The sequence below is a fragment of the Streptomyces sp. NPDC041068 genome, from assembly GCF_040647455.1.
GTDB lineage: Bacteria > Actinomycetota > Actinomycetes > Streptomycetales > Streptomycetaceae > Streptomyces.
The window spans coordinates 322,378-336,260 of the sequence record NZ_JBEZCG010000009.1; the positions used below are offsets into that span (position 1 = coordinate 322,378).

General features: G+C 71.1%; 11 protein-coding genes. 7 read left to right on the plus strand and 4 right to left on the minus strand.

Going from position 1 to position 13,883, the window contains the following annotated elements:
* Nucleotides 1-246: 246 nt before the first annotated feature.
* Nucleotides 247-4,155, plus strand: coding sequence for a GH92 family glycosyl hydrolase (locus tag AB0B50_RS22710; protein ID WP_362334671.1), 3,909 nt, complete (start codon nt 247-249; stop codon nt 4,153-4,155).
* A gap of 140 nt (nt 4,156-4,295) precedes the next feature.
* Entirely contained in the window at nt 4,296-5,057 is a 762-nt protein-coding gene (locus AB0B50_RS22715; RefSeq protein ID WP_362334674.1) for a hypothetical protein, read from the plus strand.
* 42 nt (nt 5,058-5,099) lie between these two features.
* Here the strand turns inward: AB0B50_RS22715 and AB0B50_RS22720 are convergent, their stop codons facing one another.
* A complete protein-coding gene (locus AB0B50_RS22720) occupies nt 5,100-5,729 on the minus strand; it encodes a TetR family transcriptional regulator C-terminal domain-containing protein (protein WP_362334676.1) in 630 nt (209 codons plus the stop codon).
* A 151-nt stretch (nt 5,730-5,880) separates the two neighbouring features.
* On the opposite strand from AB0B50_RS22720, the gene AB0B50_RS22725 reads away from it, so the two are divergent.
* Entirely contained in the window at nt 5,881-7,533 is a 1,653-nt protein-coding gene (locus AB0B50_RS22725) for a carboxylesterase/lipase family protein (RefSeq protein WP_362334678.1), read from the plus strand.
* 10 nt (nt 7,534-7,543) lie between these two features.
* Here the strand turns inward: AB0B50_RS22725 and AB0B50_RS22730 are convergent, their stop codons facing one another.
* Both AB0B50_RS22730 and AB0B50_RS22735 read right to left on the minus strand, forming a co-directional pair.
* On the minus strand, nt 7,544-8,077 hold the full coding sequence (locus AB0B50_RS22730) for a DUF1203 domain-containing protein (RefSeq protein ID WP_362334681.1): 534 nt from the start codon (nt 8,075-8,077) through the stop codon (nt 7,544-7,546).
* Between the two features lie 64 nt (nt 8,078-8,141).
* Nucleotides 8,142-8,573, minus strand: coding sequence for an ATP-binding protein (locus AB0B50_RS22735; protein WP_362334904.1), 432 nt, complete (start codon nt 8,571-8,573; stop codon nt 8,142-8,144).
* 84 nt (nt 8,574-8,657) lie between these two features.
* Here AB0B50_RS22735 and AB0B50_RS22740 point away from each other — a divergent pair, with 84 nt between their 5' ends.
* From AB0B50_RS22740 to AB0B50_RS22755, 4 genes are read left to right on the plus strand one after another with little or no spacing between them, the layout of a single operon-like run.
* Entirely contained in the window at nt 8,658-9,485 is an 828-nt protein-coding gene (locus AB0B50_RS22740; RefSeq protein WP_362334684.1) for a helix-turn-helix transcriptional regulator, read from the plus strand.
* The gene (locus AB0B50_RS22745; RefSeq protein ID WP_362334687.1) at nt 9,482-9,733 is read left to right on the plus strand and encodes a DUF397 domain-containing protein; all 252 of its coding nucleotides are present in this window, start codon (nt 9,482-9,484) and stop codon (nt 9,731-9,733) included. Before AB0B50_RS22740 ends, AB0B50_RS22745 begins: the two co-directional genes overlap by 4 nt.
* Before the next feature lie 13 nt (nt 9,734-9,746).
* Nucleotides 9,747-10,400: an SAVMC3_10250 family protein gene (locus AB0B50_RS22750; RefSeq protein ID WP_362334690.1), complete on the plus strand. Its 654-nt coding sequence runs from the start codon at nt 9,747-9,749 to the stop codon at nt 10,398-10,400.
* Nucleotides 10,401-10,436: 36 nt separating this feature from the next.
* Nucleotides 10,437-12,347 (plus strand): HEAT repeat domain-containing protein, encoded by a 1,911-nt coding sequence (locus AB0B50_RS22755; protein ID WP_362334692.1) that lies wholly within the window; start codon nt 10,437-10,439, stop codon nt 12,345-12,347.
* An 18-nt stretch (nt 12,348-12,365) separates the two neighbouring features.
* On the opposite strand, the gene AB0B50_RS22760 is transcribed toward AB0B50_RS22755, so the two are convergent.
* Nucleotides 12,366-13,571: a S1 family peptidase gene (locus tag AB0B50_RS22760; protein ID WP_362334695.1), complete on the minus strand. Its 1,206-nt coding sequence runs from the start codon at nt 13,569-13,571 to the stop codon at nt 12,366-12,368.
* Nucleotides 13,572-13,883: the final 312 nt, after the last annotated feature.

Here is a 13,883-nt window from a genome sequence, read left to right on the forward strand (position 1 = left end):
TCTCGCACATCCCCGTCCGAACGCGTGGACTTTCGCGCCGGTTTCCATGGACTTTCCCGCACGGCCCCGCACGAGAGATCAGCGACGACAACGCCCCGCGTTCGCGAAAGCAACGCCCGTGCCGCCTCCCTCTACACCATCGGATGCCCCTCCAACAGCCTTGACACCACTCACCACTTGACGCCCTACTAGACCTTGCGCAGCGACCGTGACAACGTTGTCCAACTCGCAAGGAGGGGCTCGGGGATGCCGCACTCGGCACGCAGACCTCGTTTCAGACACCACCGTCCGCCCGGTCAAGGACCCCGCTCGGCCGCCGCCGTCGGGGCACTGGCGCTCGCGCTCGTCGCGGCGGCACAGGGGGCCGCCGTCGCCGGGCCGGAGCGGCCTCCCCGCCAACACAAGGAGTTCGTCTCCTCCTTCGAGGAAGGCGAGGCCCGGCCGGACTGGCTGAGCACCGTCGAGACGGGCCCCGACGGCAGGAAGAAGGCCGCGGGCGTGAACGGCGAGTTCAGCTCCGGCCTGCCCGGCAGCGTGAACGACCACGTCACCGACGTCCGCGCGAGCGGCGAGAACGCGGGCTCCGGAGAGGTCGCGGAGAACCTCGTCGACGCCGAGGCGACCAGCAAGTGGCTGACGTTCGCCAAGACCGGCTGGGTGGAGTTCGACCTCGACGAACCCGCGAAGGTCGTGACGTACGCGCTGACCTCCGCCAATGACCACGCCGAGCGCGATCCGAAGGACTGGACCCTGAAGGGCTCCGCCGACGGCAAGGACTGGAAGGTCCTCGACGAGCGCAAGGGCGAGACCTTCGACGGCCGCCACAAGACGAAGAAGTACGACTTCACCGAGCCCGGGGACGCGGCGGCGTACGCGCACTACCGCCTCGACGTCACGGCGAACAACGGCGCCGACGACGCCCTCCAGCTCGCCGACGCGCAACTGTCGGTGGGCGGCACCGAGGCCCCCGCCCCCGAGGACATGCTGAGCCTCGTGGACCGCGGCCCCAGCGGCTCGCCCACCGCCAAGTCCCGCGCCGGTTTCACCGGGACGCACGCGCTGCGCTATGCGGGCACCCACAAGGTGGACGGACGCGGCTACTCGTACAACAAGGTCTTCGACGTGAACGTCCCGGTGCGGCGCGACACCGAGCTCGGGTACCGCGTCTTCCCCTCGATGGCCGAGGGCGACCGCGACTACGCCGCGACGAACGTCTCCGTGGACCTCGCGTTCACCGACGGCACCTACCTCAGCGACCTCAAGGCCACGGACCAGCACGGCTTCCCGCTGAGCCCGCAGGGCCAGGGCGCGTCCAAGGTGCTCTACGTCAACCAGTGGAACAACGTCGCGTCGCGCGTCGGCGAGGTGGCCGCGGGCAAGACGGTCGACCGGATCCTGCTGGCGTACGACTCCCCCAAGGGCCCGGCGAAGTTCCGCGGCTGGCTGGACGACGTGTCGCTGAAGGAGAAGGCACCGGCGAAGCCGAAGGCGCACCTCTCCGACTACGCCGACACCACGCGCGGCACCAACTCCAGCGGCGGCTTCTCGCGCGGCAACACCTTCCCGGCCACGGCCGTCCCGCACGGCTTCAACTTCTGGACGCCGGTGACCAACGCGGGCTCCCTGAGCTGGCTCTACGACTACGCGCGCGGCAACAACGACGACAACCTGCCGACGATCCAGGCGTTCAGCGCGAGCCACGAGCCGAGCCCGTGGATGGGCGACCGGCAGACGTTCCAGATGATGCCGTCGGTCGACAAGGACACCCCGAACGCCTCGCGGACCAAGCGGGCGCTGGCGTTCCGGCACGAGAAGGAGACGGCGCGCCCGCACTACTACGGCGTGACGTTCGAGAACGGCCTCAAGGCCGAGATGACGCCGACCGACCACGCCGCGATGATGCGGTTCACCTATCCCGGTGACGACGCGAGCGTGATCTTCGACAACGTCTCCGAGAAGGGCGGCCTGACCCTCGACAAGGACAAGGGGGTCGTGAGCGGCTTCTCGGACGTCAAGTCCGGTCTGTCGACGGGCGCGACGCGCCTGTTCGTGTACGGCGTCCTCGACTCGCCCGTGACTGCGGGCGGCAAGCTGGACGGCGGCGGTGGCGGCGACGTCACCGGGTACCTCCGCCTCGATCCCGGCAAGGACCGCACGGTCACGCTCCGCATAGCGACGTCCCTGATCAGCCTGGACCAGGCGAAGGCCAACCTCGGCCAGGAGATCCCGGCGGGCACCTCCTTCGACCGGGTCGAGGACCGCGCCCAGAAGCAGTGGGACGACATCCTCGGCAGGGTGGAGGTCGAGGGCGCGAGCGAGGGGCAGCGCACGAGCCTCTACTCCTCCCTCTACCGCCTCTACCTCTACCCCAACTCCGGCTTCGAGAAGGTCGTCCCGGAGGGCGGCGGCAAGGCGACGTACACGTACGCGTCCCCGTTCTCACCGCAGACCGGTCCCGACACCCCGACCCACACCGGCGCGAAGATCGTCGAGGGCAAGCCGTACGTCAACAACGGCTTCTGGGACACGTACCGGACGACGTGGCCGGCCTACTCCCTGCTCACCCCGAAGAAGGCGGGCGAGCTGGTCGACGGGTTCGTGCAGCAGTACAAGGACGGCGGCTGGACCTCGCGCTGGTCCTCGCCGGGCTACGCGGACCTGATGACGGGCACCTCATCGGACGTGGCGTTCGCCGACGCCTACGTCAAGGGCGTGAAGTTCGACGCGGAGGCCGCGTACGACGCCGCGCTGAAGAACGCGACGGTGGTGCCGCCGAGTTCGGGCGTCGGCCGCAAGGGCATGGAGAAGTCGCCCTTCCTCGGCTACACGCCGAGCGAGACGCACGAGGGCCTCTCCTGGGCGCTGGAGGGCTACCTCAACGACTACGGCATCTCCCGCATGGGCGCGGCCCTCTACAAGAAGACGGGCAAGAAGCACTACAAGGAGGAGTCCGCGTACTTCCTCAACCGCGCCCAGGACTACGTGAACCTCTTCGACGACAAGGCGGCGGGAGCGGGCACGGACCCCGGCTTCTTCCAGGGCAAGGACGCCAAGGGTGTCTGGCGCGTACCGTCCGAGAAGTTCGACCCGCGCGTGTGGGGCTACGACTACACGGAGACCAACGCCTGGGGTTACGCCTTCACGGCCCCGCAGGACTCGCGCGGTCTCGCCAACCTCTACGGCGGCCGCAAGGGCCTCGGCGACAAGCTCGACACGTACTTCGCGATCCCCGAGACGGGTTCCGCCGAGTTCGCGGGATCGTACGGCGGCGTCATCCATGAGATGACGGAGGCGCGCGACGTACGCATGGGCATGTACGGCCACTCGAACCAGGTCGCCCACCACGCGGCGTACATGTACGACGCGGCCGGGCAGCCGTGGAAGACGCAGGAGAAGGTCCGCGAGGTCCTCTCGCGGCTCTACACCGGCAGCGAGATCGGCCAGGGCTACCACGGTGACGAGGACAACGGCGAGCAGTCGGCCTGGTACCTCTTCTCCTCGCTCGGCTTCTACCCGCTGGTGATGGGCAGCGGCGAGTACGCGATCGGCTCGCCCCAGTTCACCAAGATGACCGTCCACTTGGACAACGGGCGGGACCTGGTCGTCAAGGCGCCGAAGAACAGCGCGGAGAACGTGTACGTCCAGGGCCTAGAGGTCAACGGCAGGAAGTGGACGTCAACAGCCCTCCCCCACAAGGAGATAGCGCGCGGCGGAGTCCTGGAGTTCGACATGGGCCCGAAGCCGTCCGCGTGGGGCTCCGGCAGGAACGCCCAGCCGGCGTCGATCGCACAGGACGACAAGGTGCCGTCCCCGAGGAAGGACGCCCTCGACGGCGAGGGCGCGCTCTTCGACAACTCCTCGGACACGAAGGTGACTTCGGACTCGGCGGTGGAACTGCCGGTGGGCAAGGAGACGAAGGCGGTGCAGTACACGCTGACGTCATCGACCGACAAGGCGAAGGCGCCGCGCGGCTGGGTCCTGCAGGGCTCGAAGGACGGCAAGAAGTGGAAGGACCTGGACAAGCGTTCCGGTGAGTCCTTCGCGTGGGACCAGCAGACCCGGGCGTTCTCGATCGACGAACCGGGTACGTACGGGCACTACCGGCTCGTGCCGGACGGCTCCGCGACGCTCGCGGAGGTGGAACTCCTGAGCTGACGCCGCTTCCCCCTTCCGAGTGGCGAACCCGCCCCCCAGGCATATCCGTCGCAGCCGTGGTGCAGCACCACCGTGGTGCACCACCGAGTGAGCGCGACTATGTGCCTGGGGGGCCTGTGGAACTGTGGCTGCTGAACAGCATGTCCACCGCCGCGATCGCTGCCCTGATCGTCGGCGGCGTCGTCGTCCTGGCACTGGCGGGCAGCGTACTGACGCACCGGCGGCACCCCGGGCTGGCGGACGGTGAGCACAACGACATGGTCGGAGTCGTCATCGGCATGTACGGCGCCATCTACGGCATCATTCTCGCGTTCGTCGTCGTGACGCTGTGGACCCAGATGCAGGACGCCGACGCGGTGGTGCAGGACGAGGCGTCGGCCCTGGCCCAGCTCACCTGGGACAGCCAGGCATTCCCGCCCGCCCGACGCGACCGCGTCCACGCGGCCGTCGGCGCCTACATCCACAAGGTCGTCGACGTGCAGTGGCCCCTCATGCGGACCGGGAATCCGCAGTACAGCGTCGCCCAGCGCCAGATGGAGGACCTGTTCTCCTCGCTCCAGACGTACGAGCCGCGCACCGAGAAGGAGAAGGCCTTCTACGGCGAGGCGATCGACGACCTCAATGAGGTGGTCGCCCATCGCCGGGCCCGCATGACCATCGCCCGCCAGGAACTGCCCGGCCTGCTGAAGGCCCTGGTGTACGGCGGCGCGCTGGTGTTCATCCCCCTGACCTTCCTCTACGGCATCAAGAGCCGCCGCGTCCACCTCCTCTTCGTCGGCTCGGTCGCCGCCCTCATCGGCTTCAGCCTGCTGCTCGTCGTCGTCCTCGACCACCCGTTCGCAGGCAAGATCAGCGTGGACACGACGGCGTTCAAGGTGGGCCCTCTGTCCCGGTTCTGGTGACGTCGGTCCGGAAGGCCCGCGCCCACGACTCGCCCCCGCCCCCTAGGTCCGGGTCAAGGTGCCGTCGATGTGATGCGTCATGAGCCGTTCCGCGGACTCGGGGGTACGCAGGCCGAGGGCCACGTCCGTGGCCAGGCTCTCCGCCAGGCTCCAGCAGATGTCCGCCTCGGTGAGGGCGTCGAACTCCTCGCCCTCTGTGCCGCGTTCGCGGCGGGCCTCGGTGAGCAGCGATGCCGTGAACTCGCGCAGCGAGTCGTCCTGGGGGGCGAAGACTTCGGCCAGGCGGGGGTCCGAGACCGCGCGGCCCAGGCCCGCCACGGAGAGCAGGACCAGCCTGCTGGTCTCCTCGTCGCGGGCGAGCAGGGCGTGGAGGCAGGTGCGCAGGATCGCCTCCGGGGCGGTGGACGCGGCGGAAGCGGCGGAGTCTGCGGGGGCTGCGGATTCGATGCTTGCCCGCACCTTCGCGTCGACGGACCGCTGGGCGCGGGTGAAGGCGTCGCGGATCAGCTCCCGCATCGACGCGTAGTAGTGCTGCACCTGCCCCATCGAGACCCCGGCCTCGGCCGCGACCTTGCGCAGCGTCACGCCTTCCAGGCCCTCGCGGACGGTCAACTCCCAGACCGCCTCGACCAGTCGGCCTCTGCGTTCCTCGTGATCGACGACCTTCGGCATGCTCTTCTCCCCCGTCTCGCCCGCCTCGCACACTCGGCCACCTTTGCCATGCGAGTGCATTGCATAGTAGCCGCCGAACTCATTACCATGCGGTCGCATTGCAAAAACGGCGGCACGTGCCGCCCTCCCCCCACTCCGAAAGGCTGTGCCCATGAGGTCCGACAAGGTCGCGCAAGTGAGGCGGGCTGCGGCCCGGGGACTGCTCGCGCTCGGCGTCACGGCGGCGCTGGCGTCCTGCGGGCCGGGCGGGCCCACGGCGACCGCGGACTCCGCCGCGCCGGACGCCACCACGTCCGCCGCCACGTCCGCCCCCGTCGTCCGCACCACCGACGGAGCGGTACGCGGGACGGCCACGCGCGACGGGTTACGCCGCTTCCAGGGCATCCCCTTCGCCGCCCCGCCCGTAGGCTCCCTGCGCTGGCGGCCTCCGCAGCCCGCCCACGCCTGGACCGGCGTACGCGACGCCACGCGGCCCGGACCCGTCTGCGTCCAGCCCGACGCCCCGGAGATGCCGAGCGGCCTTCCGCAGAGCGAGGACTGTCTGACGCTGAACGTCACCGCCCCGCGCCGCCCGCCCGAGCCCGGCAAGCCCCGCCCCGTCCTCGTCTGGATGCCCGGCGGCGGATTCGTCACCGGCGCGGGCTCCGTCGACGACCCGTCGCGCCTCGTGAAGCGAGGCGACATGGTCGTCGTGACGCTCAACTACCGGCTCGGCGTCTTCGGCTTCTTCGCCCACCCCCGCCTCGGCGCCCAGGGCAACTTCGGCCTCCAGGACCAACTCGCCGCCCTGCGCTGGGTCCACGCCAACATCGCCCGCTTCGGCGGCGACCCCGGCCGCATCACCCTCGGCGGCGTCTCCGCCGGTGCCATGAGCACCTGCACGCTGATGACTTCGCCGCGCGCCCGCGGCCTGTTCCGGCAGGCGATCGTGCAGAGCGGATCGTGTCTGACCGACTTCCCCGCCGGCGGCTTCGGCCCCGGCTCCGGCCCCGTCAACGGCTGGCAGCCCCTGACGACCGTCCAGCGCACCGGCCGCGACCTCGCCGACCGCCTCGGCTGCCGCGACGTCACCTGCCTGCGCCGCCTGCCCGCACGCGAACTCGTCAAGCACCAGGCACAGTTCAGCATCGTCGCGTACGGGACGAACCTGGTGCCGCGGCATCCCGCCGAGGTGTTCGCCGCCGGGAAGCAGACCCCCGTACCCCTCCTCCAGGGCACGACCCGCGACGAGCACGTCGAGTTCGCCCTCGGTGTCTACCCGGACGGCCTGACCTCGGCCCAGTACCGCGGTCTCCTGCGCGACGCCTTCGGGGCAGACACCGCTCGGCGGGTCGAACGCCGTTATCCCGTACGGGACTTCCCCTCCCCCATGGCCGCCGCCGCGCGGATGTTCAGCGACCGCTCCTGGACGTGCCCGGCCTGGCGGGCCGCACGACTGCATGCCCGTACGGCACCCACGTACAGCTATCTCTTCGACGACGAGGCCGCGATCCCGCTCAGCGGTCACCCGCTGCCCGCACATGTCCGCCCCTCGGTCGCGCACGGCGCCGACGTCCCCTACCTCTTCGACTCCGTCAACGCCCCGCCGCTCACGGCCGCTCAGCGGCGGCTCGCGACCCGAATGGTCGGCTACTGGGCGCGGTTCGTGCGGTCCGGCGACCCGAACGGGCCGCACGCGACGCCCTGGCCGCGCATGTCCTTGACCTCGGGCGGCAGGTCGTACGCACTCGACCTGGCGCCCGGCCCGCGCCGCACCGACCTGGACGTCAGCCGGCAGTGCGGCTTCTGGCTGAACCGCGCCTGAGCCGTCCGCCTCAGGGGCGGCCCACCGCGTAGAGGAAGCAGCCGTACTCCACCGCCCGGACGTGCACCAGCGCCACGTCCGGCTCGGCGAAGGCCTCGCGCAGCGCCCGCTCCACGGCGGCCGCCGCCTCGGCCGGATGCTGCGGCAGATCCACGAGCGTGCCGCCGGTGATGTGCCCGAGCGCGTTGTAGCGGCGCAGGACGCGCCGCGCCCCGGTCTCGGCGAACGCATACCCGGCGGCGGGGTCCGGCCCCGCGCACACGTCGGCGTGGACGAAGACCGGCCCCACCTCGTCGTAGGCGCCGGGGGCCGCCCCCGTCCGCGCCGCCCACCGCCGCAGCGGCGCGTACGACACGAGAGCGATCCGCTCACCGGCGCGACTACGACGCAGACAGCAGCGCAAGGGCGCCCCGCCCTCGTCGTCCGCGTACGGCCGGGGGGCCGCACCGGCGTCGTCGCGCTCGCGGAGTCCCTCCAGGGCGTCGGGAGCGATGGCGGTCGGCTGATACGTCGGGTGCGTCGCTGTCGTCGCTGTCGTCGTCATGCGACCAGGCTGCACCGCGAGGAGCCCTCGGGCTGGCGGAAACGCGACGCCGAGTTCAGAGGGGTCACCGGCCGAACTCACACCAGACGATCTTCCCCGGATCGCGCTCCGAGATCCCCCACTTGTCGGCCAGGGCCGCCACGAGCAGCAGGCCGCGCCCCGACTCCGCGTCACCGTTCTCGCTGACGCCGAACCGGGGCAAGGGCCAGCCGCCGCCGCTGTCGTGGACCTCGACTCGGAGTACGTCGCTTTCGCGGCGGAGCTGGAGCCTGAATCCCCGTCCGGACGGGACGCCGTGCAGCAGGGCGTTCGTCGCCAACTCGCTGACGCAGAGCACGATGTCGTCCGCGCGGTTCCCGCCGATCCCCCAGTCGGCGAGCGCGGCGCCCGCGAAGGCGCGGGCGGCGGGGACGGACTGGCGTTCGCGCCGGTAGAAGCGTTCGCGTTCGCGTGGAGTTTCGTGGTTCACGTGACGAGAGTCACACTCTGTGTTCATCATGAAGCAGTGCGTGAACCCGTACAGCTGGGCTGTACGGGTTCTGCGCGTGAACGCACGGCCTCTGGTGGGGAGTTGCACCGCATGAGCAGCCCAAAACGACGGTCACGCAGGAACGCCTCGGCGATGCGGATGGTGGGGGCGCTGCTTGCCGTCCACCGGGAGGCGGCCGGGTACACGCAGAGGTCGTTGGCCGAGCGGTTCGTCATCAGCGAGGAGGCCATCGCTTCCATCGAGCAGGGGCGGCGGCCTCTGAAGATGGATCTGGCGGTGCAGTTGGATGAACTCCTGGGCACGAACCGGACGTTGGAGACGGCGGTCGACAATATGCCGGAGGTGGATCTGGTTCCGCGGTGGGCGGAAGAGTATTTGGACTGTGAGCGGGAGGCTATTGCGATCTCCGTGTACGACAGCCTGGCTGTACCCGGCCAGTTGCAAAGCGAGGCATACGCGCGGGCAGTGTTCCGCAGCCGCGTGCCGGTGTTCGACGAGGACGAGATCGAGCAGTTCGTCGCGACGCGGATCGAACGCCAGGAGATCTTGCACCGCAAGATCCCTCCGACCACGAGCTTTGTCATCTGGGAGGCGGCGCTGCACGACCGCCTCGGAGGTCGGGAAGTGTACGTCGAGCAGCTGCATCGACTGCGCGAGCATGCCGAACTCCCAGGCCTCGCCTTGCAGATCCTGCCGCTCGGGCGCACCACCCACGCGGGGCTGGATGGCCCCTTTGTTCTGCTGGAAACCTCTGAGCACCAGCGACTCGCTTACACCGAAACCCAGCGCGGCAGCCAACTGATCGCTGATCCAGACGAGGTAGCGATCCTGACTCAGAAGTATGCGATGCTGCGGACACAGGCCCTGAACTCGGAAGACACCAGGGACCTGTTGGACCGACTGCTAGGAGAGCAATGAGCGGCAGCACCGCGCTTGAGTGGTTCAAGTCCAGCTACAGCGGCAGCGAAGGCGGCCAGTGCCTCGAAGTCGCCTACGCCTGGCGCAAGTCCAGCTACAGCAGCGACGAAGGTGGCGCCTGTCTCGAAGTCGCCGCCCAACCCAACTCCGTACACGTCCGCGACTCCAAGAACCCCGACGGCCCCCACTTCACCGTCGCCCCGGAGACCTGGACCGCCTTCCTGAACCTCCCCCAGGACCACGCCTGACGTAGCGAACGACGTGCGTTACTACCTCTACGTGTCCGGCGCCAAGCTGGACATGCTGTACGAGCAGATCCCGCCCAAGCTGCTCAAACGCCTCGCCGTCGAGGCCAAGGTCGACCTGAAGGTGCTCAGCGTCTCCGTGCAGTCGCCGCGCGCGGAGGCCAGTGCGTACGACCGGCTCGACATCGTCGAGGCCTATCTGGAGCGGGAGTTCGACGTCAGCTGGATGACCGAGCCGAGGCCCTGGTTCCGGGGTGACCTGGGACTGCGGATCGCGGGGTACGGCTCGCCCGCCGGGCCGACGTTCATGACGGGGCGCGAGGGCGACACCGTGGTCGCGCTCATCGGGTCGGGGCACCACCTGATCGGGCAGCGGACGGCGCCGGACACGATCCAGGCGGCGTTCTCCAACCTGCCGTCACTGTTCAGGCTCGTACAGGATCACGCCGAGGCGAACGGGCTCGCCCCCAACGAGGACGAGGCGCTGGACCAAGTCCTCAGGTTCTCGCGGTCGTTGACGGTGCCGCCCGTCTTCAGTGAGTTCCTCGCGCGGCGCCTGCTGAGCGGCACCGTCACCGGGCAGGACGGACGGGAGCTGCAGGTCGTCGTCGGCACTCCGCTGTACGTGGCGATGGCGGACGAGGACCAAGGGCAGGGGCGGGGGGCCTGAGTGGAGCGGGATGCCGCGAGTCCCGGCCTGGCCCGGATGAGGGTGGCCGGGGACGTGGAGGGCCTGTGCAAGGTCATGCGGTCCGGTGACTTCCGTACGGCCCGGATGGCCGCCGAACTGCTGGGCGACATCGGTGGTCCGGTGGCGGCCGACGCGCTCCTCGACTGTCTGGAACGGCCGGACACGTACCCCCAGCACCTCGACCTGTGGGTCATCGCCCCCTTGGCGAAGCTGCGTGAACGCCGCGCGGTCCCCTTGCTGCTGCGGCGACTGCGCCGCACGCCGTCGAAGAACTACGGACGGCAGGAGACCCTGCTCCAGGCCCTCGGCGCCCTCGGCGGGCCCGAGGTCGTCCGGGAACTGGTCGGCAGACTGGCCGAGCCGCGCCCTTCGAAACCGGTGCTCGACGCGGTGGCCGCGCTGCGACCTGCTGAGGCCGTGCCCGCGTTGATGGCCGCGCTCTGGGCGCTGCTTCCCTGGGACGAGGCGCACGCGGTCCAGGTGCTCGGCGCGATGCGCGATCCGCGTACGGGACCGGCCCTGCTGTTCCTCGTGAGCTCGGAGGCCACCTCTCCCGAACTGCGCAGGGCGGCCGTCCGGGCGCTCACCGAACTCCCCGAGGCGTCCTGGCCGCCGCCGGCCGGCTGGATCCCCGAGATCATGCTGCGGCGGGCGCTGCGCGACCCGGACGCGGAGACGGCGGCGCCCACGGCCCGGCTGCTCGCCAGGACCAAGCGGGGGCGGGACGTGTTGCGGGGCGACCTGATGGACTCCGTACCGGATCGCAGGGCCCCGTACCGCGCCCCGGCCCGCGTCGCCGTGACGGTCTGCGCCCTCGTCCAGGAGCGGCCGGAACTCTTCGGCGCGGCACAGGACTACCGGGACGTGCCGACCCTGATCAAACTGATCGGCGCGGCTTCCGTGCCGACCGTGCGCAGGGCGGCGGCCTCGGCGCTCGGGGCCGTCGGCGGCGCGGCGGCGACGGGGGCGCTGCTGGCGGCCCTCGGGGACGCGAGGATCGGCGAGGCGGCAGCGCGGGCGGTGGCGCGCCTACCGGAGCCGCCGCCTGTACGGGAACTGCTCGCGCGACTGCCCGGGAACGGCGACACCCCGCAACGCCGCTTTTCCGCACGGGCGTTGGGGCACTTGACGTGCGAGGAGGCCGCACCCTCGCTCCTCGCGGCCCTGGACGAAGAGGACGCCCCGAAGCTGCGTACCGCCGCCGTCGACGCGCTCGCCGCGCTGCGCCACCGCCCGGCGGCCGACCGCCTCGCGGCACTGGTGGCGGACGAGGAGGAGCCCGGCACGCTCCGGGCCCGCGCCCTGCACGCACTGGGGGCCATCGGGGCTCCGGATTCGCTGCCGGTGGTGCTGGCCGCCGTGCGGGACGCGTCGGAGACGGTACGGCTCCAGGCGGCACAGGCGCTGGGCGGTTTCCCCGCGCCGCACACGGCCGAGGCGCTGGGGGAACTCGCCGCCAAGGACACCGACCGCGACGTCGCACGGGCCGCCGTGCGCGCCCTGGGCCGGATCGGCGCCCCGGCCGCACCTGTGCTCGCCTCCCTGGCGCAACCGCTGCGACCGGACATCACCGACGGGCTGATCGCCGCGCTGGCCCGGTGCCCCGGACCCGAAGCGGTCGCCGGCCTCGCCCAGTTGACGCGGCCGGACCTCCCGGAGGACGTCCACGTGGCGGTGGCCGAAGCGCTCGGCAGTCGGCGCGGCGCCGCGGAGGCCGCCGCGCCGTTGGCGGCGCTCCTGTCCGACGGCCACTACTTCCACTGCCGCGACGCGGCCCTGGCGGCCCTCGCCGAGCTCGACACCGAGGAGGCCGACGCGTACCTCCTGACGCACCGCGTGCCCCGCCACCTCGGCGGTGAGAGCTGGCGCGCGGCACTCACCGTCGTGGCGGAACGCCGGGGCACCTCCGCGCAGGGGCACGGCTGACCCGGCGTCGGGCGGACATCAGGCCGTGTGCAGCCTCAGCCCGTACCGCTGCAGGATCTCGTTCACCGGCTGGTACCACGTCTCGCCACCGCTGCCGCAGTTGCCCCAGCCGCCGGACGTCACGCCCTGGGCCTGGTCCCCGCTGATGAACGAGCCGCCCGAGTCGCCGCCCTCGGCGCAGACGCTGGTCTTGGTCAGCTGGTGGACGACGGCGCCGCCGGAGTAGTTGACGGTCTCGTTCTTGGCGAGAAGCTTGCCGCAGTGCCACTTCGTGGTCGAGCCGGAGCGACAGATCGACGAGCCGACCGGCGCCTCCGCCGAGCCCCGCACCAGCTGGTCGGGGACGGTGCCCCAGCCGAGCACGACCGGCACGGTCCACCAGCCGCTCCCGACCGACACCCACGCGTAGTCGTTGTCGGGGAACGAGGAGCCCTGGAACGTGCCGATGTGGGAGCCGTCCCAGCCGCGCACCGCCGCGCCCGCGCCGCCGCAGTGCCCGGCCGTGACGAAGCCGCCGTGCACCGAGAAGCCGATGGAGCAGCGGACGTTGCCGGTGTAGTACGGGTCGCCGCCCACCGTCCCGGCGGCGAAGGTGCTCGGCGCCTCGGCGACCGTGCCGACCTGGAGGGGCGCGGTGGCGCGGGCGCGCCGCAGGAAAGACGCGACATCGTTGTCGCCGCGGTGGCCTTCGACGACGTCCACGACGACGCGGTTCGCCTTCGGGTCGACCCGCCAACTGGCTACGCCCGCGGGTGCCTTCAGCTTGTCCACGCGCTTCTTCGCCGCGTCGAGCCGCGCCGCCGAGTGCTCGACGAACCGGACGTCGGCACCGGTCCCGCGTACGTCGGCGGCGGCCCGCCGCTCGGTGACGGCGACGGTGAGCCGACCGCTCCTGGCGTCGAACCAGGCCCCGCCGTACGCGGCACCGGCCGCCTTCCGTGCCGCACGCTCGGTCCTGACGGCCCGCCGCTCGTCCGCGAGGCGCTCGCGCGCGGCGGCGGGCGTCAGGCCGAGATCGCGCCCCATCGCTTCGAGGAGGGCCGGGGACGCGGGCTGCCGGGAGTTGGCGGGCTCGGGGCTCGCGGCAGCGGTGGGAACGAGGCCGGTGGCGGCGCAGGCGGCGGTCAGGAGCACGGCGGACAGGCGGAGGCGCGTGCTGGTCTCGCGCCTGGTCTCACGTCTGGTCTCACGTCTGGTCTCGCGCCTGGTCTCGCGCCTGCTCATACATCTGGTCTTGCGTCTCACGGGAGGACCTCTCGTCGTTCCAACAGGGCTGTGATGGACCGGAGTTGAGATCTGAGAGCGCTCTCATCTCATGGTGCGGCAGAGCGTAGAGAGAGCGCACGGCCAAGTCCAGGCCTACGGCGCCGGGGGCTCCGGAAGAAATCCAGGTGCGCGCCCACCACCCGCCGGGCTAGGGTCCCTCCCATGTCCGGGACCAAGTAACTCCAGGTGCCCCACCCGCCCCGCGGGTCCGTGGCACGGAAGCGACCTGTCTTCCTCAGCCCCCCGCCGCACACCGGCCAGGGGCCGACC

Bases quoted from the DNA above. Each gene is read 5' to 3' on its own strand.
- AB0B50_RS22745 (WP_362334687.1), top strand. From the start codon at position 9,482: ATGAGCGGCAGCACCGCGCTTGAGTGGTTCAAGTCCAGCTACAGCGGC.
- AB0B50_RS22725 (WP_362334678.1), top strand. From the start codon at position 5,881: ATGAGGTCCGACAAGGTCGCGCAAGTGAGGCGGGCTGCGGCCCGGGGA.
- AB0B50_RS22720 (WP_362334676.1), bottom strand. From the start codon at position 5,729: ATGCCGAAGGTCGTCGATCACGAGGAACGCAGAGGCCGACTGGTCGAG.
- AB0B50_RS22735 (WP_362334904.1), bottom strand. From the start codon at position 8,573: ATGAACACAGAGTGTGACTCTCGTCACGTGAACCACGAAACTCCACGC.
- AB0B50_RS22760 (WP_362334695.1), bottom strand. From the start codon at position 13,571: ATGAGCAGGCGCGAGACCAGGCGCGAGACCAGACGTGAGACCAGACGT.
- AB0B50_RS22740 (WP_362334684.1), top strand. From the start codon at position 8,658: ATGAGCAGCCCAAAACGACGGTCACGCAGGAACGCCTCGGCGATGCGG.
- AB0B50_RS22715 (WP_362334674.1), top strand. From the start codon at position 4,296: ATGTCCACCGCCGCGATCGCTGCCCTGATCGTCGGCGGCGTCGTCGTC.
- AB0B50_RS22755 (WP_362334692.1), top strand. From the start codon at position 10,437: ATGAGGGTGGCCGGGGACGTGGAGGGCCTGTGCAAGGTCATGCGGTCC.
- AB0B50_RS22730 (WP_362334681.1), bottom strand. From the start codon at position 8,077: ATGACGACGACAGCGACGACAGCGACGCACCCGACGTATCAGCCGACC.
- AB0B50_RS22710 (WP_362334671.1), top strand. From the start codon at position 247: ATGCCGCACTCGGCACGCAGACCTCGTTTCAGACACCACCGTCCGCCC.